Source organism: Pseudomonas knackmussii B13, assembly GCF_000689415.1.
Classification (GTDB): domain Bacteria; phylum Pseudomonadota; class Gammaproteobacteria; order Pseudomonadales; family Pseudomonadaceae; genus Pseudomonas; species Pseudomonas knackmussii.
Genome location: NZ_HG322950.1, coordinates 2,286,666 through 2,304,928, shown reverse-complemented (window position 1 = coordinate 2,304,928; position 18,263 = coordinate 2,286,666). Strand labels below are relative to the sequence as shown.

Sequence of the window (18,263 nt, the reverse complement as noted above, 5' to 3'; positions counted from 1 at the left end):
CTAGAGCGAGGCAAGGCAAGGCGAGAACAAGCGTGGGCGCGGAGTTCAGGCCGCTAAATGAGCAAGCCCGCGCTTGTTCTCAACGCCGCATCGCCGACGCGCAGCCGGCCTTACTGGGCCGCCATGATCTCGGTGACGGCGCGGGTGTACGCCTTTTGCGTATCACCGCCGACATCGCGCAACTGTTGCTGCTTGACCAGGTCGGCCGGGGTGGTGGTGAGGTTGGGGTACTTGGCCAGCAGGTCGGGCTTGAGCGTTGCCATCGCCGCCTGGTTGGGGACCTTGTAGAGGATGTTCTCCGCGACCCACGCATGGTTGGCCGGTTCGAGCATGTAGTTGATGAAGCGGTAGGCCGCTTCGGGGTTCTTCGAGCTCTTCAGGACCACCATGGTGTCCACCCAGAGGTCGGAGCCTTCCTTGGGCACCACGAACTTGATCGCCGCGTTGGCCTGGGTGCCGTAGTTGCACCAGCCGTCCCAGGCGTGGGCCATCAGCGCCTCACCGGAGGCCAGCTTGGAGTAGAAGGTGGTGTCGTCGAAGGACAGCAGGCGCTTCTTGGTGGCGATCAGCTGGTCGCGCACCTTGCCGATCTGCGCCGGGTCGGCGTCGTTCACCGACCAGCCGTTGGCGAGGAAGCCGGCGCCGAGCAGCCAGCGGTCGGTGGCGAGCATGGTGGTCTTGCCCTTGAGCGCGTCGCTGGGCGTGAGCAGGTCGTTCCAGCTGGCCGGCGCCGTGGCGATCTTGTCGGAGCGGTAGCAGATGCCGGTGGTGCCCCAGGTGTAGGGCACGGAGAAGTGGTTGCCCGGGTCGTACTCGAGCTTCTGCGCCTCGGGGTAGAGGTTCTTCAGGTTGGGCACCTTGGCCGGATCGATGTCGGCCAGCAGGCCCTGCTTGTGCAGGATCTCGGCGAATGGGGAGGAGACGAACACCACGTCGTAGCCTTCGCCGCCGGAGGCCATGAGCTTGCCCATGATCTCTTCGTTGGTGGCGTGCAGGGACTTGTCGGCTTCAAGGCCGGTGGCCTTCTGGAACTTCTCCAGCGCATCGGGGGCCATGTAGCCGTCCCAGATGGAGATCACCAGATCCTTGGCGCTGGCCGTGGCGGCGGACAACGTGAGCGCGAGGGTGGCCCCCGCGTAGAGCATGGTCTTCAGCTTCATCTTGCGCACCTGACGATGGTTGTTGTTGTGTCGAAGGCAGCGGAGCGAAAAGCGTACTACATGTCTTTTTTCAAAAATAAAAACCACAACACTGGCGAAGTCAACACTTTCTTCCATCCTTGTTGAGCCCCGGTGGCTGTGGCATAAGAAGCTCCCACGCCGCCGGCACCGCCCGCCGCGCGCGGCAGAGGCCCGACACAGAGGGATCCGGCTTGAGCAACGAGAGCGAAAAAAAACCTCGCACCAACCACCTGGAACTGGCGCGCAAGATCATCGAGCACGCCCAGGAACAGGGCATGGCCGCCGGCGACGGGCTCTCCGAGCAGCAGTTGGCGCGCACTTTCGGTGTTTCCCGCACGCTGATCCGCGCGGCCCTCGCCTTGCTGCTGGAGCAGAAGCTGGTCGAGCACGAGGCCGGCAAGGGCTATCACCTGAGCGCCGACCCTTCCAGCCAGGTGCTTGGCCCCGCCCTGCCCCAGGCCGAGGAAGAGGCGCTGGCCGCCTCGGTGCTGCGCGACCGCATGGCCGGCCGCCTGGGCAACAGCCTGGGCGCCAGCGAGCTGATGCGCCGCTACGACATTTCCCGGGTGGCGGCGCAGAAGGTCCTGGCGCAGCTCAGCGAAAGCCAGGTGCTGGAACGCGGCGCCGGGCAGAGCTGGAACTTCCGCCCGCTGCTGAACAACCTCGCGGCCCTGGAAGACAGCCTGCGCTACCGCCTGATCCTCGAACCCGAGGCGCTGCTGAGCCCCGGCTTCGAGCCGGACCTGGCGCGCCTGGCGCTGCTGCGCGGCGCCATGGAGGAACTGCTGGCGATGCCGGTGGAGCGCTTCGACGTGGTGCAATTCCGCGAGCTGGACATCGGCTTCCACGAACTCATCGCCCAGGGCTGCGGCAACCGTTTCATCGCCGACGCCCTGCTGCAGCACCAGAAACTGCGGCGCCTGCCCAACCTGCTGCCGATGGTCAGCGTGCACCGTTTGCAGGAAGCCCTGCGCGAGCACCTGCGGATCATCGAGCAGATCGAGCGCGGCCAGCTGGAGGTGGCGGCGGACCTGATGCGCCTGCACCTGCGCCTGTCCGCCGCGCAGCGGCCGCAGACCGCCAACCGCGGCATCCCCCAGGGCGTGATGGGGATGCGCCGCTGATTTTTCGCTGACGGGTGTTTTTTTTCTGAAAAAAATGCAGTATCCGTTTCAAGCAGCAAAGCCGGCACCCCACGCCGGCCATGGAAGTGCCCAGATGAGCAGAAGCAAAACCATCGCCCTCTTCCCCGAGGCCAGCTTCGGCGCGGCCCTGAACTGCATCGGCATCGCCCAGGCCCTGCGCGACCTGGGCGCGCGCCCGGTGTTCATCTGCCATGCGCACTTCCAGGGGATCTTTGCCGAGTACGGTTTCGCCGAGTACCCGCTGCAGCTCGACTCGCCACTGTCCGCCGAGGAGCACCAGCACTACTGGGAACGCTTCATCGAGCGCAACGTGCCCTACTTCGACCAGACCCCGCTTGCGCAGATCGACAGCTACGTGGCGCCGGCCTGGGAAGCCATCATCGACACCGCCATCGAGTCGGAGAAGCCGCTGCAGCAACTGCTCGCACGGCTCAAGCCGGACGCCATAGTGCTCGACAACGTGGTGGCGTTCCCGGCCATCGCCCGCGCCGGCTGCCCCTGGGTGCGCATGGTGTCCTGCGCCGAGACCGAACTGCCCGACGCCGCCGTGCCGCCCTACCTGTCCGGCGCCAGTGCCAGCGACCCGCAGGCTTGCGCGACCTTCCGCGAGCACTACCTGAAGGCGGTGAAGCCGGCACATGAGCGCTTCGCACGCTTCCTCGAAGAATGCGGTCATGCGCCGCTGCCAGCCGGGCAATTCCTCGAAGACTCGCCCTGGCTGAACCTGCTGCTCTCGCCCACTCCGGTGCGCTACGAGCGCGCCAAGCCGCTGCCGGCCGAGCGCTACCTGTATCTCGACGGCTGCGTGCGCAGCGAGGCGCCCTACGTGCCGCCGCAGTTCCCGCGCCACAACGACGCGCCTTTGATCTACGTGAGCTTCGGCAGCCTCGGCGCCGCCGATGTGGGCATGATGCAGCGCCTGATCGATGCGGTGGCGCAGCTGCCCTACCGCTTCCTGATCAACGTCGGCGCCTACCGCGAGCACTACGCCAGCGTGCCTGACAACGTCTACCTGGACAGCTGGTTCCCGCAGCCGGCGGTGCTGCGCGAGTGCCAGCTGTTCATCCATCACGGCGGCAACAACAGCTTCTGCGAGGCGCTCTACTTCGGCCTGCCGTCGGTGATCATCCCCTACTGCTGGGACGGCCACGACAACGCCCGGCGCGCCGAGGAAGTCGGCGTGGCGCGCTACCTGCCACGCTTCGACGCCCCGCTGCAGGCCTTGCCGCAGGCGCTGGCCGAGCTGCTCGCCGACAGCGCCATGGCCGAGCGCCTGGCGGCGGTCCGCGCGCAGATGCAAGGCTCGCGCGGCACCGAGGCGGCGGCGCGGGCGATTCTGGGTATCTGCAACTGATCGACCGCACCGCGTGGAGTGGCCCGGCGCTGATCTACGCTGAATGACGGACTCACCCGCACAGCGGGTGCAGCGTCGCATTCGCCCAGGAGCCCTTGCCGCATGGCCGCCCCGCCCCCCTCGCCCACCTCCTTCGACTGGCGCCGCTGGCTGCCCGGCCTCGCCACCCTGCTGAACTACCAAGCGGCATGGCTGCCGAAGGACTTGGCCGCCGGACTGGTGCTGACCACCATGCTGGTGCCGGTGGGCATCGCCTATGCCGAGGCCTCCGGCGTGCCGGGCATCTACGGCCTGTACGCAACCATCATCCCGCTGCTGGCGTATGCGCTGTTCGGCCCCAGCCGCATCCTCGTGCTCGGCCCCGACTCGTCGCTGGCCGCGCCCATCCTGGCGATCGTTGTGCAGTTCGCCGCGGGCGATCCGCAGCGCGCCATCGCCGTGGCCAGCCTGATGGCGCTGGTGTCCGGGGTGGTGTGCATGGCCGCCGGGCTCTTGCGCCTGGGCTTCATCACCGAACTGCTGTCCAAGCCGATCCGCTACGGCTACATGAACGGCATCGCCCTGACCGTGCTGATCAGCCAGCTGCCCAAGCTGTTCGGCATTTCCATCGACAGCGACGGGCCGCTGCGCAACGTCTGGCACCTGGTGCAGGCCCTGGCCGAAGGCCGCGCCAACTGGCCGAGCTTCGCCGTCGGCGCCGCCAGCCTGGCGCTGATCCTGGCCCTCAAGCCCTACCAGCGCCTGCCCGGCATCCTCATCGCGGTGGTGCTGGCGACCCTGGCGGTGAGCCTGTTCGACCTCGGCGCCCTCGGCGTGAAGGTGCTCGGCGAGTTGCCCCAGGGGCTGCCCTCCTTCGCCCTGCCCTGGCTGAGCGGCGCCGACCTGCTGCAGATCGCCCTCGGCGGCTTTGCCGTGGCGCTGGTGTCCTTCGCTGACACCAGCGTGCTGTCGCGCACCTACGCCGCGCGCCTGAAGACGCCGGTGAACCCGAACCAGGAAATGTTCGGCCTGGGCGTGGCCAACTTCGCTTCCGGGCTGTTCCAGGGCATACCGATCAGCAGCAGCTCGTCGCGCACGCCGGTGGCCGAGGCGGCCGGCTCGAAGACCCAGCTCACCGGCGTCGTCGGCGCCCTGGCGGTGACCGCCCTGCTGCTGGTCGCGCCCAACCTGATGCAACACCTGCCCACCAGCGCCCTGGCCGCCGTGGTGATAGCCGCGGCCCTGGGGCTGTTCGAATTCGCCGACCTCAAGCGCATATTCCGCATGCAGCAGTGGGAGTTCTGGCTGTCCATGACCTGCTTCGCCGGCGTCGCCGTGTTCGGCGCCATCCCCGGCATCTGCATCGCCGTGGTGATCTCGGTGATCGAGTTCCTCTGGGACGGCTGGCGCCCGCACTTCGCGATCCTCGGGCGAGTGGACGGCACCCGCGGCTACCACGACATCAAGCGCCACCCGCAGGCCCGGCTCATTCCCGGCCTGGTGCTGTTCCGCTGGGACGCCCCGCTGTTCTTCGCCAATGCCGAGCAGTTCCAGGCCTGCATCCTGCAAGTGGTCGACGAATCGCCCACGCCGGTGCAGCGCGTGATAGTGGCGGCCGAGCCGGTGACCAGCATCGACATCACCTCCGCCGACATGCTCGCCGAGCTGGACCGCGAACTGGAGGCCCGTGGCGTGGAACTGCAATTCGCCGAGATGAAGGGCCCGGTGAAGGACAAGATGAAGCGCTTCGAGCTGTTCGAGCGCATGGGCGAAAGCGCCTTCCACCCCACGGTCGGCGCCGCCGTCGACGCCTACCTGGAAGAATCGGGCGTGGACTGGGAGCCCTGAGCAACGCCTAGAGGAAGCGGTATTCCAGCCCCGCCCCCGCGTACCAGGAGCGCCCTGGCGCCGCTTCGTAGTAGCGCCCGTTGCTGTCGTCGACGATCACCGAGGCGACGTACAGGGCTCGTCCGTACCGAAGGCGGCCCGGATCACCCCAGGCGCTCGTACGCGCCGTAGACGAGGTAGACGCCCAGGCAGCAAACGAAGAGTCCGAACATCAGGCGCAGGTGCGGCCCGCTGACGTGGCTGGCGAGGCGCGCCCCAATCCACGCGCCCAGGAACATGGTGATGGCGATCAGGATCGCCGCGGGCACGTCGACGTTGCCGTTGCGGTAGTACTCGAACGCCGCGGCGATGCCGATCGGCGGCAGCAGCACCGCGAGCGACGTCCCGGTCGCCATGTGCTGGGAAAAGCCCGCCCAATAGATCAGCGCCGGTACCACGATCAGGCCACCGCCCACGCCGAACAGTCCCGCCGCAACCCCACTGGCGATGCCGATCGCCACGTACACCAGCCATGCAGACATAAGCCTCTCCCTCATCGCTCTGTTGGACTCACCCGGCCACCGCCTTGCCGATCATTTCCATGCGGCAGCCGGGCTGTGCGTCGTGGATATCCAGGGTCATGTCATGGAGCCGCGCCACGGCCGCGACCATGCTCAGCCCCAGCCCGTTGCCCGGCGTGTTGCGGCTGGCCTCGCCGCGATACAGGCGGCGGAATACCGCCTCCTGCTCCTGCGCGGCGATGCCCGGGCCGTTGTCGGTGACGCTCAAGCCGCTATGGCCGGCCTCGGCAATGACCCGGACTTCCACCCGCCCCTCGACGGGAGCGAACTTGAGCGCGTTGTCGACCAGGTTGCAGGTCGCATCGAACAGCAACTGCGCATCGCCGGCGACGCACGCCGGGGCGGCGGCGGCCACGAATTGCAGCTGTATGCCGCGCTCTTCCGCCAACGGCTCGAAAAGCTCGACGGCATCGGCCCCGATCCGGTTCAGGTCCACCACGGCGAAATCGCTGCGGCGTGCGCCGACCTCGATCTGGGAGATGCGCAACAGCGCCCGGAAGGTCTGCATCAGGCCCCTGGCCTCTTCCAGCGCCTCGTCGACGGCCTCTGCGTATTCGCTTTCGCTCGGGCGATGGCGCCGCGCCCGCTCCAGGCCGCCGATCAGCCGTGTCAGCGGGGTACGCAAGTCATGGGCGATGTCGTCGCACACGCCCTTCAGCTCGCCCATCAGGCGCTCGATGGCATCCAGCATGCCGTTGACCACTTCGGAAAGACGGTCGATATCGTCGCCATTGCCGCGCACCGGAAGCCGGCGCCCCAGGTCGCCGTCGACGATTCGGCGGATCGAGCGGGTCAGGCCGTCCAGCCGGCGCCGCGCCGAATACCCCAGCGCCACCGCGCCGATGAGGCCGACCAGGAGCAGCAGCAACCCACCGGAGAGCAGCGCGTTCACCAGCAGCTCGTGGAACTCGCGGATGTCGCGGATATCCTCGGCCACCACCAGCGTCGATCCGTCCGCCAGGCGGTGAGCGATGAAGCGCAACGGCCGTTCATGACCGCCGGGGGCGGCCCAGCGGAACTCGTAGGGCTGGTCGAAATGCTCGAAGCGCGGAACGGCCTGCAACGGGCCGACGACGGAATGGCCATCGGCATCGAACAGCGTGAAGGGCACCAGGTTGCCGGGATCGCCCTTGCCGTGATCGATCAGCTCCTGCAGGCGCACAGGCGCAGGTTGCCGGCTGCGAATTTCGATGGCGCGATGCAGCTCGCCGTCGACCTCGTTGAGCAGGTACCCGGTGGTCTGCCAGTAGATGTAACCGAACAGCGCCAGGAACGAGCAGATGAACAGCGCCAGGAAGATCAGCGCCGTGCGGAAGCTGATGGTGCGCGGAACGTCACTCAGGCGAGCGAAGAACATAGCCGGCTCCGCGAATGGTGTGCAGCAGCGGGACGTCGCCCTCGCCATCGAGCTTGCGCCGCAAGCGGCCGATGTGCACGTCGATGACGTTGGCCTGGTCGTCGTACTGGTAGTTCCAGACCGCCTCGAAGAGCATCGTGCGCGTCACCACCTGGTCGACATGCTGCGCGAGATATTCCAGCAGGGCGTATTCGCGCGGCAGCAGGTCCACCTGCCGCTCGCCACGGCGCACCGTCCGGCGCAGCAGGTCGATCTCCAGGTTGCCGACGCGCACCCGGTTGTCTGCGGGCTGGTTCGTCGAATGGCCGTGGCGGCGACTGAGGGCATCCAGGCGAGCGGTCAGCTCGATGAACTCGAACGGCTTCGTCAGGTAGTCGTCGCCGCCGGCCCGCAGACCGCGAACGCGCTCGTCGAGGTTGCCGAGGGCGCTCAGGATCAGCACCGGGGTCAGCACGCCCGAGGCCCGCAGCGCCGTCAGCACGCCCAGGCCATCCAGGCTGCCGGGCAGCATCCGGTCGAGCACGATGAGGTCATAGCCGCCGGCGGCGGCCTGCAGCAGCCCGTCGCGGCCGTTGGCGACCGCGGTGACTGCGAAACCGTGGTCCTGCAGGGCCGACTCGATTTCACGCGAGGTTTTAGGGTCGTCCTCGACGACCAGTACATGGGTCATGGCGGTTCAGCACTTTCCTGAGGTGGCAATGCTCGCAGCACGGTGCGTTTCCATCCGATAGCCTAGTTTGAGAATGTCCGGTCTCGCCGTTGCGCAAAGCCGCCGGCGGATGAATCCACGCCCCTGTCGAGGTCCGTTTGCGAATTCTCCTGATCGAGGACGACAAGCGCACGTCCGCCCACTTGCGCCGCGGCCTGACCGAGGCCGGGCACGTCGTCGACGTCGCCGGGGACGGCGCAACCGGGTTGGCCATGGCGCTGGAGGGCATCTACGACGTCGCCGTGGTGGACCGCCGCCTGCCGGTCATGGACGGCCTGGCGGTGGCTCGGGAATTGCGCCGCCAGGGCGAAGCGCTTCCCGTGCTGATGCTCAGTGCCCTGGCCTCAACGGAGCAGCGCGTCGAAGGGCTGCAGGCTGGTTGCGACGCCTACCTGGCGAAGCCTTATGCGTTCATCGAGGTACTCGCCCACCTGGAAACCTTGCTGCGGCCCCGCAACCCTGCGCCGGGAAACAGCCCGGGGCGGCTGCAGGTCGGCGAGCTGCAACTGGACCGCTCCCAGCACCTGGCCATTCGCCGTGGCCGCAGCATTGCGCTTGGCCCGCGCGAAACGCTGATCCTGGAGAAACTCATGCTTCACCACGGCCAGGTCGTCACCCGCACGATGCTGCTGGAAAGCGCCTGGGACTACGACTTCGACCCCAACGACAATGTCATCGACAACCATATCCATCGCCTGCGCCGCAAGCTCGACCAGGGATTCGAGCCGTCGCTGATCGTGACCATTCCGGGCGCCGGCTACCGGCTGGACATTCCCGCCGCGGCCCAAAGCCCTGGCCTTGCGAACAACGCCGACGAGCCATGAGCGACCTCGCTCCGCGTGGACACACGGCGCACGCTGGTGTCCACGCCGCGGGCGCCTGGCGCCCGCCAAGGCAGGCAGCGGTGGCCGCACGGCTCGCCCGCTCCTGCGAGAGGACTGGTGGAATCGCAGCCCTCGACCGGTCGCGTCGCTCACAGCGCGCGCCCGGCAGAACGCCAACCAGCCCGGTCTTGCTGAACGCTCACGTTCAGTTGGTGTGCTCTACCCGATGCGCAGCCTGACCCTGGTTGCTGGCCACTGCCTGGGCATGGGCATGCATCTGCTCGACCTGCGCGTAATGCTGCATTGCCGTGTGACGCAGGGCATCCATTTGCGCGACGACCCGGTCGCCGCCGTCTTCCGCCATCGCCGCCGCAGAAACACCCAGCAGGGTGGCGATCAGGGCAATTCTGAGAGTTTTCATGGCAAACACTCCTGTTTCGGGGACTGCCGGCACCGCCCGGTGTCGGCTCAAGCTCTAGGCTTGGAATCAGCTTATCCAGAGCCCCCTGGCATCCCGCTCCCGGCAACCTGAAACTTTTGACAGAAAGCGAGGCGCCCCCGCTGACGCTGCCGGCAACGCACAAGTAGCGATCCACATCGAGCCGAAGGTCCCCTAGGCCACCCTCACCCGCGCCCTGCGGCTGTCGATCCACACCACCATCGCGCTGGCGTACAGCGACACCGCCAGGAACAGCGCCATGCGGATGGCGAAGGCGCGGTAGACGTCCTGGCCTGCTTCGCTGTCCTGCACCGATTGGCCGAGCAGGATGAGCATGGTGGTCATGCAGCCGACCCAGTAGGCCGGGGTCTGGCGGTTCGGCACCGCCTGGTAGAGACGGCGGGACTGCCAGAGGATGAACAGCAGGGTCCAGAGGAAGAACATCCAGAGGTGGACGAACAGGCTCAGGCCGCCCCACAGCAGGATCGCCAGCAGCCCGGCCAGCAGGGTCGAGCCGACCAGTTCGCGGGCGGCGTGGCGGGCGCGGGTTTCGCAGGTCTGCTGGCCCAGGCTCATCGCTTTCATGATCAGCGGCATGAACTGGTCAGGGGCGATCAGCGCCAGGAGGAAGGCCGGCATCACCACCAGGGTGGCGCGCAGGGCGATCCAGTTGACCTCCCCGGCATCCAGCCGTGGCGGCACTGGCGGTGCCGGCGCATCGGCGGGTTCGGGGAAGAGCACGTGGGCCACGACCGCGCCGAGGACGGCCAGCAGCATGCCCTTGGCCAGCGCCTCGACCACCGAGAGCGCCAGGGTGAAGTCGCCGGTGCCGGCGGCGGAAACCATGCTCAGGCCGATCACCAGCAGGTTCGCCAGCAGGCCGTTGCCGCCCTGCAGCAGGTAGCGGAAGCAGAGGAACAATCCAAGGCCGACCAGCAGCACGCCGCTTGCCGGTGCGTTGCGCAGCAGCGGGATCAGCAGCAGGCCGCTGCCAGCGCTGAACAGCACCAGCAGCGCGAGAGCCGGCGCCGCACGCAGTGGCAGCGCCTGGGCGCGCATGGCCAGCAGCAGCACCGCCAGCACCGGCGCCAGGAACGGCACCGGCAAGCCCACGCCGAAGCTCGCCGCCAGGGTCAGCGCGGTGCCCCAGGCCAGGCGCAACGCGCGCAGGCGACGCAGCTCAATAGGCATACGACAGCCAGCTCATCAGCCACATGAACAGCCGGCCGAGCAGGTTCAGCGGATTGCCCTCAGTGGGCAGCGCCATGACCTCGGCCTGGCCGCCGACACGCAGGTTCTCGGGCCCCGGCAACTGGTCGCGATCGAGCCCCACGATCACCGGGAAGCGCTGCGCCGAGCGCAGCCACTCACGGCTGTTCTGCACCGTCGGCAGCGAACCCGGCGGCGCGCTCTGCCCCACGCTCACGCCGTAGCCGATGCTGCGGATGCTCCCGTGCAGGACTTTCCCCGGCAGCGCATCGAGCACGACCAGCACCGGCGTGCCCTGGCGCAAGTGGCCGAGGTTGTTCTCGGTCATGTCGGCGCTGATCCACAGGTCGTGGATGGCGATCAGCGTCATCACCGGGCTGCCGGGGCCTACGTAGTGGCCGACGTCGGTGCGCAGGTCGGTGATCAGGCCGTTCGAGTCCGCGCGCACCTGGGTCCGGGCGAGGTCCAGCCGGGCCTTCTCGACGTTCGCCGCGGCGCTGCGCAGTTGGGCGTTTTCGGCCTCGTTGCCGCCCTGCTGCTCGCGCGCCCGCTCGACTTCCGCGCGGGCCGCCGCCACCTGGCTGGCCGCCTGTTCGCGGGTGGCCTGGGAGCTTTCCAGGCGGCGCACGGACACCGTGCCGGGGTCTTCCTGGTACAGCCGCTGCAGCCGTTCGGCGTCCTGCCGTGCCTTGCGCTCGTTGGCTTGCGCGGCGGCCAGCGAGGCCTGCGCCGAGTCGATCCCGGCGGTGCTCGCGCCTATCTGCCGGCGCACCGTTTCCAGGTCCGCCTCGGCGCGCGCCAGGGCGATGCGGTACTGCTCCTGGTCGAGTTCAAAAAGCACGTCGCCCTTGCGCACTTCCTGGTTGTTGCCCACCGCCACGCGCTTCACCTGGCCGGCCACCTCGGCGCTCACCGGCACCACGTAGGCCTGCAGGCGCGCCTGCTGGGTGTAGGGCGTGAAGCGGTCGGCGAGCAGGTACCAGAACAGGCTCAGGGCGATCAGGATCAGCACGCCCTTGATCCCGCGGTCGGGCGACGCGGCGGGTGCGGCTTTCTTCGGCGCTGGCGCTTCGGTGGTTTCGCTCATTTCCCTTCACCCTTGTCCTGGCTCGTCGGGGCCGGCTCGTCGAGCAGGTCGCCCCAGTCGGTTCGTTGCTGCATCTGCTTGCGGGTCGCCGCATCGACGGGTGGGCGCTTGCTGTCCCAGCCGCCGCCGAGGGCCTTGTACAGCGCCACCAGGTTGCTCACCGCGTTGCCGCGGCTGACCAGGTAGCCGTCCTGCTGGGTCAGCAGAAGTTGCTGGGCGTCGAGCACGCGCTGGAAGTCGGCAAAGCCTTCGCGGTACTGCGAGCTCGCCAGGTTCAGCGAGCGCTGTGCGGCCTGCGAGGCCTCCTGGCGGATATTCGCGCTCTGCACTGCGCGGACCAGGCCGCTGGCGGCGTCGTCGGCCTCGCGCGCGGCTTCGCGCACGTCCTGGTGGTAGAGCTCGATCAGTTGCTGCAGGCGCGCGTCCTCGACGCGCACGGCGTTCTCGCGCCGGCCGTAGTCGAACGGGTTCCAGATCAGGCTTGGCCCGGCGGCGAGGTTGAAGCTGTCGGGCAGGTTGTGCGCCGAGACGAAGGTCCAGCCGATGCTGCCGAGCAGGCTGATTGACGGATAGAGGTCAGCCTCGGCGACGCCGACCAGCGCCGACTGCGCCGCCACCGCCTGCTCGGCGGCGCGGATGTCCGGGCGGCGCTGCAGCAGGCTGGCCGGTACGTCCTGCAGCACCGCGCCGTCGGGCAGCGGCAACTGGCCGTGGCGTGCGGCAAGCTCGGGCATCGGCCCCGGCGGGCGGCCGAGCAGCGAGCAGAGCACGTTGCGCAGGGCGTTCACCTGGTTCTCGAATTCGGGGATGGTCGCCTTCGTCGCCAGGTACTGGGTGCGCGCCTGTTGCCAGTCCAGCTCGTCGTTCTCGCCGTGGCGGAACAGACGCTCGGTGATCTCCAGGCTGCGCTCCTGGCGCCTGGCGTTCTCGCGGGCGATGTCCAGGCGCGCCTCGGCGGTGCGCAGGCCGAAGTAGGTATCGGCCACCTGCGCGCGCATCAGCAGCATGGCGTCGGCGTAGTTGGCCTGGGAGGCGAAGTAGACCGCGTCGGCGGATTCGATGGCGCGGCTGAAGCGGCCCCAGAAGTCGATTTCCCAGCCGACGTTGGCGCCCAGGCTCGACTGCCAGAACACCGAGTCGCGAGCGCTGGGCGCGCCGGACTGGTTCTGCTTGAGGTAGAGGCTCTCGGCGCTCAGCTGCTGCAGCTGCGGGTAGCGTCCGGTCTGGGCGATTTCCAGTTGCGCGCGTGCCTCGACGATGCGCAGGCCGGCCACGCGCAGGCTGGTGTTGTTGGCGTCGGCCTCGGCGATCAGCGCGTCCAGGGTCGGGTCGGCGAAGACCGTCCACCACTGGCTGAAGTCCGGGGCGACGCCCCTGTGGCTCCCCTCCTCCAGCGCTGGCGTGCTCCAGCCCGGCAGCCAGGGATCCTGCGGCCGCTGGAAGTCCGGGCCGACCTGGGTGCAGCCGCCCAGCGCGGCGACAAAGCTCAGCGCCAGGCGGTAAGTGCGTGCCGGCATGGGCAGACCCGGCTGCTCAGGCCGACGGCCCGGAGTCGGCGTCGTCGTCCGGCACCCTCTCGTCGACCCACTGCCAGAACAGCGCGTAGGCCACCGCCAGGATCACCGGGCCGATGAACAGGCCGATGATGCCCTTGACCACCATGCCGCCGAGGGCGCCGATCAGTACCACCGGCATCGGCACGTCCACCCCGCGGCCGAGCAGCAGCGGCTTGAGCACGTTGTCGACCAGGCCGGCGACGAAGGTATAGATGGAGAAGACGATGGTCGCGGTGGAGAAGCCTTCGGTGCCGAGCACGTAGGCGATCACCGGGACCGTGATCAGCGTCGCCGGCGCCTGCACGATGCCCAGGATCAGCACGGCGATGGCCAGGATGCCCGCCCCCGGCACGCCCTTGACCACGAAGCCGACGCCGATCAGCAGCATCTGGATGAAGGCGATGCCGATCACGCCCTGGGCAACGGCGCGGATGGTCGCGGTGCACAGCTCGACGATGCGCGAACCGCGCTCGATCCCCGAGATGCGCTGGGCGATACGCACGGCGCTGGCCTGGCCCGTCTCGCCGAAGGCCATGATGATCCCGGCGATGATGATCGCGCCGATGAACAGCAGGAAGGCGCCGCCGGCACTGGCTGCCGCGCCCAGCAGCACGCGGCCGGTTCCCTTGAGGTGCGGCGCCAGCTTCTGCAGCGCGCTGGTCAGGTCGCCGGATGCCGACAGCCAGACCTCATGCAGGCGCGGTCCGATCAGCGGCCACTGGGCCACCGAATCCGGCGGCGCCGGCAGGCTCCAGGTGCCGCTCTTGAGCGTTGCCACCACGCCTTCCAGGGAGTCGCCGATGGACGTCACCAGCAGGAAGATCGGCACCAGCAGCACCAGCAGCGCGATCACCACGATCAGGGTGCCGGCGCGGCCGTCGCGCATGCCGAAACGCTCCTTGAGCAATCGGTGCAACGGGTAGAGAGTCACCGCGAGGATCAGCGCCCAGAGCATCAGCTCGAGGAACGGCTGGAACACCTGGAAGGAAAAGACCACCAGCGCGGCGATCAGGCCGGCCTTGATGAAGACGTCGAGCAGGCCCCGCGAGAGGTTGCTGTCCAGTTTGAATATCGGCTGCATCGCTAGCCTCCAGACCGGCCGCGACGGACCGGATTGTCATTGATGTTGCGTTGCCCATTCCCATGCGCCCGCAGGCGCCGAGCGTCAGCCCGCGGATGGATCGTCAACGTCGTCGAAACACCCTGCACCCTTCTGCTTGTGCAGGTCGCGCAGGCGGTCTTCCTCGTACTTCTGGTAGCGCCGTACCCAGGCCCCGGCCTGCTCCTCGCCCACGCCCAGCTCGACGAAGGCGCGGCGCGCCATTTCCAGGCTGGAGTGGAAGGTCTCGCGCACGGGGTTGGCACCGAGGTCAAGCAATTGCAGCACCTGCTGGCGATTGCGCGCCCTGGCGATCACCCGCGTGCCGGGATACAGGCGCGCGAGGACATTCGCCGTCTCCAGGTTGATATGCGGATCGTCGGTGGCGACTATCACCAACTCGGCTTCGCCGACCTTGGCCGCGTGCAGGATTTCCGGGCGCCTCGGGTCGCCGTAGAACACCCGCACGCCCTTCTCTCCACGCTTGGCCACGAGGGCTTCCACCGAGGTGTCCAGGGCCACCAGCGGCACGCCCTGGGCATGCAGCAGGTTGGCGATCACCCGCCCCATGCGGCCCATGCCGGCGATCACCACCTTGGGTTCGCCGTCCACCGCCGGCGGTCCTTGCGGCTCTTCGGCAGCGCCTGATTCATCCTTCAGCAGGCGCGCCAGCGCGATCATCACCAGCGGCACCACGGCCATCGACAAAGTGATGGCGAGCACCAGCAGGTCGTGTACCTGGCGCTCCAGCAAGCCCTGGTCCAGCGCCAGCTTGAATACCACGAAGGCGAACTCCCCGCCCGACGCCAGCACCACGCCCAGGCAGGTGGCGCCGGCGCGGGTCAGGCCGCCAGCCAGCCGACCGATGGCGTACAACAGCGGCAGCTTGATGCCCACCAGCAGCAGGGTCAGGCCGAGCACCTGCAGCGGCAGGTTGAACAGCAGGCGCAGGTCGGCGGTCATCCCCACGCCGACGAAGAACAGCCCGAGCAGCAGGCCCTTGAAGGGTTCGATCTGCGATTCCAGTTCGTGGCGGAAATGCGACTCGGCCATCAGCAGGCCGGCGAGGAAGGCGCCCAGGGCCATGGACACGCCGACGTGCTCCATGATCCAGGCGGTGCCGAGTACCACCAGCAGCGCGGTGGCGGTGGACAGGTCGCGCAAGCCGGTGCTGACTGCCCAGCCGAACACCGGACGCAACACATAGCGCCCGCCAACGACCACCAGGCCGATTCCCACGGCCACCGCCAGCAGGGGGCGCGCGTTACCGCTCTCGGCGGCCTCGACGCCGCCCAGCAAGGGCACGATGGCGATCAGCGGAATGGCGGCGATGTCCTGGAACAGCAGGATGGCCACGGCCAGGCGACCGTGCGGCTGGCCCAGCTCCTTGCGCTCGGCCAGCATCTGCAGGCCGAAGGCGGTGGACGACAGCGCCAGGCCCAGGCCGAGCACCAGGGCGGCGGCAGGCGACTGGCCGAATACCAGGTAGGCCAGCAAGCCCAGGATGAGCGCGGTCAGGCCCACCTGTAGCGAGCCGACGCCGAACAGGGAGTTGCGCATCATCCACAAACGGCGCGGCGAAAGCTCCAGGCCGATGATGAAGAGCAGCATCACCACGCCCATTTCCGAGAGTTTCCCGACGTTGTGCGGGTTGCTTACCAGGCCCAGCACGGACGGCCCGATCAGCATGCCCGCCAGCAGGTAGCCGGGCACGGCGCCGAGCCTCGCGCGTTGCGCCAGCGGTACGAGAATCACCACCGCCAGCAGGAAGATCACCGTGGCCTGCAGCAGGCTGCCATCATTGGGCATCCGCCCTCCTCCTTGAATCCGTTGCTTAAATCGTTGTGCCGGGGCGCTCCTGCGATGGCGGGCACGCCGGCCGCTGGCGACCGGGCACCCGCTGGCAAAGCCTTACTTCAGGGTGCGCAGCTTGGTGTAGGACAGCCGCATGTCCTTGGCCCAGCCGTCGAGCACGCCCTTCAAGTCGTTGGCGGTCAGGGCCTGGCTGGAGTTCTCCAGCGGATGGCCGGTGCCCTTGCGCACCACTTCGGCGACCACCTTGCTGTTGCCGCCGTCGATGAACGCGGCCTCGGTAGCGATCACGGTGTCCTGGTCGCGGATACCGGTGGCGGTGCTCACGCCTGCCGCGATCAGCGCGATCGGGATCACTTCATAGGCGTGCAGCGATTGCGTATGGCTGCTCACCCCGGTGATGGCGGCACGCACCACCAGGGTGTCCGTTACCGGCTGGTCGACCACCCGCAGTACCTGGCCGAACTCGCGCTTGAGCACCTGGTTGTAGTAGGCGGAGATCTGGTCGAGGGTCTGCTGCGAGATCTTGTCGGTGGGGTTGGGCTTGGGGAAATACTGCGTCGGCTCGATGTAGACGCTGGTGTAGCGGGTAAGGTTGAGGTTCGGGTCGATCCAGGCCTGCACCTTGGTGCCGGAGGCATTTTCCTGTTCGGTCAGGCGCGAATAGTCGCCGAGGAAGCCCGAATAGTCCTCGGGGGCCACCTTGTTGCTCGAGCAACCGAACAGCAGCGGAAGTACCAGCAGGGGTACCAGGACCGCGTATTTCTTCATTTTCATCTCCTGATGGACGGAATTTCTTGGCACTGCAACGGTGGCGGGAATCAGAACCGCTCCTCGACCACCTTGAAGGGATAGGGAACGGCCTTGTACTTGCCGATCCGGCCGCGCTTGGGCAGCTCGACGACTCGCTCGCCGGTGACGTCCTTGTAGGGGATGCGCGACAGCAGGTGGCTGATGATGTTCAGGCGCGCACGGCGCTTGTCGTTGGAGTGCGCCATGAACCAGGGGGCCCAGGAGGTATCCGAGGCGTTGAACATCTCGTCGCGGGCGCGGGTGTAGTCGTCCCAGCGTGTGTAGGACTTCAGGTCCATGGGCGAGAGCTTCCACAGCTTGCGCCCATCGTTGATGCGGTCCTGCAGGCGGCGGGTCTGTTCGTCGGCGCTGACTTCGAGCCAGTACTTGATGAGGATGATCCCGGACTCGACCATCATCTTCTCGAACAGCGGAACCACCTCGAGGAACTTGGTCGCCTGCTCGTCGGTGCAGAAGCCCATGACCCGCTCGACGCCCGCGCGGTTGTACCAGCTGCGGTCGAAGATCACGACTTCGCCGGCGGCGGGCAGGTGGGTCAGGTAGCGCTGCGCGTACATCTGCGACTTTTCCCGCTCGGTCGGCGCCGGCAGCGCCACGACGCGGAACACCCGTGGGCTGACGCGCTCGGTGATGGCCTTGATGGTGCCGCCCTTGCCGGCGCCGTCGCGGCCCTCGAAGACGACGCAGACTTTCAGGCCCTTCGCGACCACCCACTCCTGCAGCTTCACCATCTCCACATGCAGGCGCTTGAGCTCCTTTTCGTAGGCCTTGCGGTCAAGCCCTTCGGCTGGGGCCTTCTTCTCGGTTTTCTTCTTATCCGCTTTGGACATCGTTCTCTCCTGAAGTCATGACCAGCTGGTAGGGGCAAAGCGCGCGAAAATGAGTATGGTTGATCCACGGCCGTTTGCCGGGCCGCGAGCTTAGGCCGAGTCCGCCCTTGGCGCAGCACAACGCCGGAAGATTCAAACGTTTACGATCGGCCGCAAATGGCACCGCAGAGGCACTGTCGTTCAGCCCTGGAACGGGGCCGCTCGTCGTGTAGCGGCGCAGCGCGCGACGAATGCGTATTTGCTGATGGAATCGCAGCGCACCGGAGAGATTCGACATGTCGCGGCTCACCTTCCTCCTCCTGCTCGCGCCGCTCGCCGTGGCCCTGGGCGGGGCCTCCTGCACCGAGCACGGCGACGACCAGGCGGACCAGCAAGCCGCGCCCGGCGCGCGTTCGAGCAGCCAGATGATTCCGCGTCAGCAGATCGACCCGCGCGTGCAGTCGCTGCCGCGCCGCTGAAGG

The 18,263-nt window shown here is 67.8% G+C and carries 18 protein-coding genes and 1 pseudogene; 5 read left to right on the top strand and 14 right to left on the bottom strand.

The window, feature by feature from the left end; all coding sequences use genetic code 11:
- Positions 1 to 110: 110 nt before the first annotated feature.
- A complete protein-coding gene (locus PKB_RS10945; RefSeq protein WP_043251656.1) occupies positions 111 to 1,160 on the bottom strand; it encodes a polyamine ABC transporter substrate-binding protein in 1,050 nt (349 codons plus the stop codon).
- A gap of 212 nt (positions 1,161 to 1,372) precedes the next feature.
- Between PKB_RS10945 and PKB_RS10940 the strand changes: the two genes are divergently transcribed.
- The 3 genes from PKB_RS10940 (at position 1,373) to PKB_RS10930 (ending at position 5,507) form a co-directional block, all read left to right on the top strand.
- A complete protein-coding gene (locus PKB_RS10940) occupies positions 1,373 to 2,305 on the top strand; it encodes a GntR family transcriptional regulator (RefSeq protein ID WP_043251653.1) in 933 nt (310 codons plus the stop codon).
- A 94-nt stretch (positions 2,306 to 2,399) separates the two neighbouring features.
- On the top strand, positions 2,400 to 3,680 hold the full coding sequence (locus PKB_RS10935; RefSeq protein ID WP_043251652.1) for a nucleotide disphospho-sugar-binding domain-containing protein: 1,281 nt from the start codon (positions 2,400 to 2,402) through the stop codon (positions 3,678 to 3,680).
- 102 nt (positions 3,681 to 3,782) lie between these two features.
- The gene (locus tag PKB_RS10930) at positions 3,783 to 5,507 is read left to right on the top strand and encodes a SulP family inorganic anion transporter (RefSeq protein WP_043251649.1); all 1,725 of its coding nucleotides are present in this window, start codon (positions 3,783 to 3,785) and stop codon (positions 5,505 to 5,507) included.
- Between the two features lie 7 nt (positions 5,508 to 5,514).
- Here PKB_RS10930 and PKB_RS30550 read toward each other — a convergent pair.
- The 4 genes and pseudogenes from PKB_RS30550 to PKB_RS10915 all read right to left on the bottom strand — a co-directional run.
- Positions 5,515 to 5,619, bottom strand: a pseudogene (locus tag PKB_RS30550) (hypothetical protein); the annotation flags it as partial.
- A 31-nt stretch (positions 5,620 to 5,650) separates the two neighbouring features.
- On the bottom strand, positions 5,651 to 6,028 hold the full coding sequence (locus PKB_RS10925) for a sulfite exporter TauE/SafE family protein (RefSeq protein ID WP_043251648.1): 378 nt from the start codon (positions 6,026 to 6,028) through the stop codon (positions 5,651 to 5,653).
- A 28-nt stretch (positions 6,029 to 6,056) separates the two neighbouring features.
- Positions 6,057 to 7,424, bottom strand: a complete 1,368-nt coding sequence (locus PKB_RS10920) for a sensor histidine kinase (RefSeq protein WP_043251647.1) — start codon at positions 7,422 to 7,424, stop codon at positions 6,057 to 6,059.
- On the bottom strand, positions 7,402 to 8,094 hold the full coding sequence (locus tag PKB_RS10915) for a response regulator transcription factor (protein ID WP_043251646.1): 693 nt from the start codon (positions 8,092 to 8,094) through the stop codon (positions 7,402 to 7,404). Before PKB_RS10915 ends, PKB_RS10920 begins: the two co-directional genes overlap by 23 nt.
- Positions 8,095 to 8,231: 137 nt before the next feature.
- Here PKB_RS10915 and PKB_RS10910 point away from each other — a divergent pair, with 137 nt between their 5' ends.
- On the top strand, positions 8,232 to 8,957 hold the full coding sequence (locus tag PKB_RS10910) for a response regulator transcription factor (RefSeq protein WP_043251643.1): 726 nt from the start codon (positions 8,232 to 8,234) through the stop codon (positions 8,955 to 8,957).
- Positions 8,958 to 9,162: 205 nt separating this feature from the next.
- Here PKB_RS10910 and PKB_RS10905 read toward each other — a convergent pair whose 3' ends face one another.
- The 9 genes from PKB_RS10905 to PKB_RS29565 all read right to left on the bottom strand — a co-directional run bounded on the left by PKB_RS10905 (position 9,163) and on the right by PKB_RS29565 (position 18,079).
- Positions 9,163 to 9,378, bottom strand: coding sequence for a co-regulatory protein PtrA N-terminal domain-containing protein (locus PKB_RS10905; protein ID WP_043251641.1), 216 nt, complete (start codon positions 9,376 to 9,378; stop codon positions 9,163 to 9,165).
- Between the two features lie 192 nt (positions 9,379 to 9,570).
- The gene (locus tag PKB_RS10900) at positions 9,571 to 10,587 is read right to left on the bottom strand and encodes a DUF2955 domain-containing protein (RefSeq protein WP_043251640.1); all 1,017 of its coding nucleotides are present in this window, start codon (positions 10,585 to 10,587) and stop codon (positions 9,571 to 9,573) included.
- Positions 10,577 to 11,692, bottom strand: a complete 1,116-nt coding sequence (locus PKB_RS10895) for an HlyD family secretion protein (protein ID WP_043251638.1) — start codon at positions 11,690 to 11,692, stop codon at positions 10,577 to 10,579. Before PKB_RS10895 ends, PKB_RS10900 begins: the two co-directional genes overlap by 11 nt.
- Positions 11,689 to 13,209, bottom strand: a complete 1,521-nt coding sequence (locus PKB_RS10890) for an efflux transporter outer membrane subunit (protein WP_043251637.1) — start codon at positions 13,207 to 13,209, stop codon at positions 11,689 to 11,691. Before PKB_RS10890 ends, PKB_RS10895 begins: the two co-directional genes overlap by 4 nt.
- A 16-nt stretch (positions 13,210 to 13,225) precedes the next feature.
- Entirely contained in the window at positions 13,226 to 14,329 is a 1,104-nt protein-coding gene (locus tag PKB_RS10885; protein WP_043251636.1) for an AI-2E family transporter, read from the bottom strand.
- Between the two features lie 84 nt (positions 14,330 to 14,413).
- The gene (locus PKB_RS10880) at positions 14,414 to 16,156 is read right to left on the bottom strand and encodes a monovalent cation:proton antiporter-2 (CPA2) family protein (protein ID WP_084166609.1); all 1,743 of its coding nucleotides are present in this window, start codon (positions 16,154 to 16,156) and stop codon (positions 14,414 to 14,416) included.
- A gap of 102 nt (positions 16,157 to 16,258) precedes the next feature.
- Entirely contained in the window at positions 16,259 to 16,930 is a 672-nt protein-coding gene (locus PKB_RS10875) for a DUF3313 domain-containing protein (RefSeq protein WP_043251634.1), read from the bottom strand.
- A gap of 50 nt (positions 16,931 to 16,980) precedes the next feature.
- Complete coding sequence (gene ppk2, locus PKB_RS10870) at positions 16,981 to 17,802, bottom strand: polyphosphate kinase 2 (RefSeq protein ID WP_043251633.1); 822 nt, start codon at positions 17,800 to 17,802, stop codon at positions 16,981 to 16,983.
- On the bottom strand, positions 17,786 to 18,079 hold the full coding sequence (locus PKB_RS29565; RefSeq protein ID WP_156958023.1) for a hypothetical protein: 294 nt from the start codon (positions 18,077 to 18,079) through the stop codon (positions 17,786 to 17,788). Before PKB_RS29565 ends, ppk2 begins: the two co-directional genes overlap by 17 nt.
- On the opposite strand from PKB_RS29565, the gene PKB_RS10865 reads away from it, so the two are divergent.
- Positions 18,078 to 18,260 carry a hypothetical protein gene (locus PKB_RS10865; RefSeq protein WP_043251632.1) on the top strand — a complete coding sequence of 61 codons (183 nt, stop codon included), beginning with the start codon at positions 18,078 to 18,080 and terminating at the stop codon, positions 18,258 to 18,260. The two genes, PKB_RS29565 and PKB_RS10865, sit on opposite strands and share 2 nt — an antisense overlap.
- Positions 18,261 to 18,263: the final 3 nt, after the last annotated feature.

Excerpts from the sequence above, each read along its gene's own strand:
- PKB_RS10905 (WP_043251641.1), bottom strand. The coding sequence starts at position 9,378 with ATGAAAACTCTCAGAATTGCCCTGATCGCCACCCTGCTGGGTGTTTCT.
- PKB_RS10930 (WP_043251649.1), top strand. The coding sequence starts at position 3,783 with ATGGCCGCCCCGCCCCCCTCGCCCACCTCCTTCGACTGGCGCCGCTGG.
- PKB_RS29565 (WP_156958023.1), bottom strand. The coding sequence starts at position 18,079 with ATGTCGAATCTCTCCGGTGCGCTGCGATTCCATCAGCAAATACGCATT.
- PKB_RS10945 (WP_043251656.1), bottom strand. The coding sequence starts at position 1,160 with ATGAAGCTGAAGACCATGCTCTACGCGGGGGCCACCCTCGCGCTCACG.
- PKB_RS10880 (WP_084166609.1), bottom strand. The coding sequence starts at position 16,156 with ATGCCCAATGATGGCAGCCTGCTGCAGGCCACGGTGATCTTCCTGCTG.
- PKB_RS10865 (WP_043251632.1), top strand. The coding sequence starts at position 18,078 with ATGTCGCGGCTCACCTTCCTCCTCCTGCTCGCGCCGCTCGCCGTGGCC.
- ppk2 (WP_043251633.1), bottom strand. The coding sequence starts at position 17,802 with ATGTCCAAAGCGGATAAGAAGAAAACCGAGAAGAAGGCCCCAGCCGAA.
- PKB_RS10875 (WP_043251634.1), bottom strand. The coding sequence starts at position 16,930 with ATGAAGAAATACGCGGTCCTGGTACCCCTGCTGGTACTTCCGCTGCTG.
- PKB_RS10890 (WP_043251637.1), bottom strand. The coding sequence starts at position 13,209 with ATGCCGGCACGCACTTACCGCCTGGCGCTGAGCTTTGTCGCCGCGCTG.
- PKB_RS10920 (WP_043251647.1), bottom strand. The coding sequence starts at position 7,424 with ATGTTCTTCGCTCGCCTGAGTGACGTTCCGCGCACCATCAGCTTCCGC.
- PKB_RS10915 (WP_043251646.1), bottom strand. The coding sequence starts at position 8,094 with ATGACCCATGTACTGGTCGTCGAGGACGACCCTAAAACCTCGCGTGAA.
- PKB_RS10885 (WP_043251636.1), bottom strand. The coding sequence starts at position 14,329 with ATGCAGCCGATATTCAAACTGGACAGCAACCTCTCGCGGGGCCTGCTC.
- PKB_RS10900 (WP_043251640.1), bottom strand. The coding sequence starts at position 10,587 with ATGCCTATTGAGCTGCGTCGCCTGCGCGCGTTGCGCCTGGCCTGGGGC.
- PKB_RS10895 (WP_043251638.1), bottom strand. The coding sequence starts at position 11,692 with ATGAGCGAAACCACCGAAGCGCCAGCGCCGAAGAAAGCCGCACCCGCC.
- PKB_RS10935 (WP_043251652.1), top strand. The coding sequence starts at position 2,400 with ATGAGCAGAAGCAAAACCATCGCCCTCTTCCCCGAGGCCAGCTTCGGC.
- PKB_RS10925 (WP_043251648.1), bottom strand. The coding sequence starts at position 6,028 with ATGTCTGCATGGCTGGTGTACGTGGCGATCGGCATCGCCAGTGGGGTT.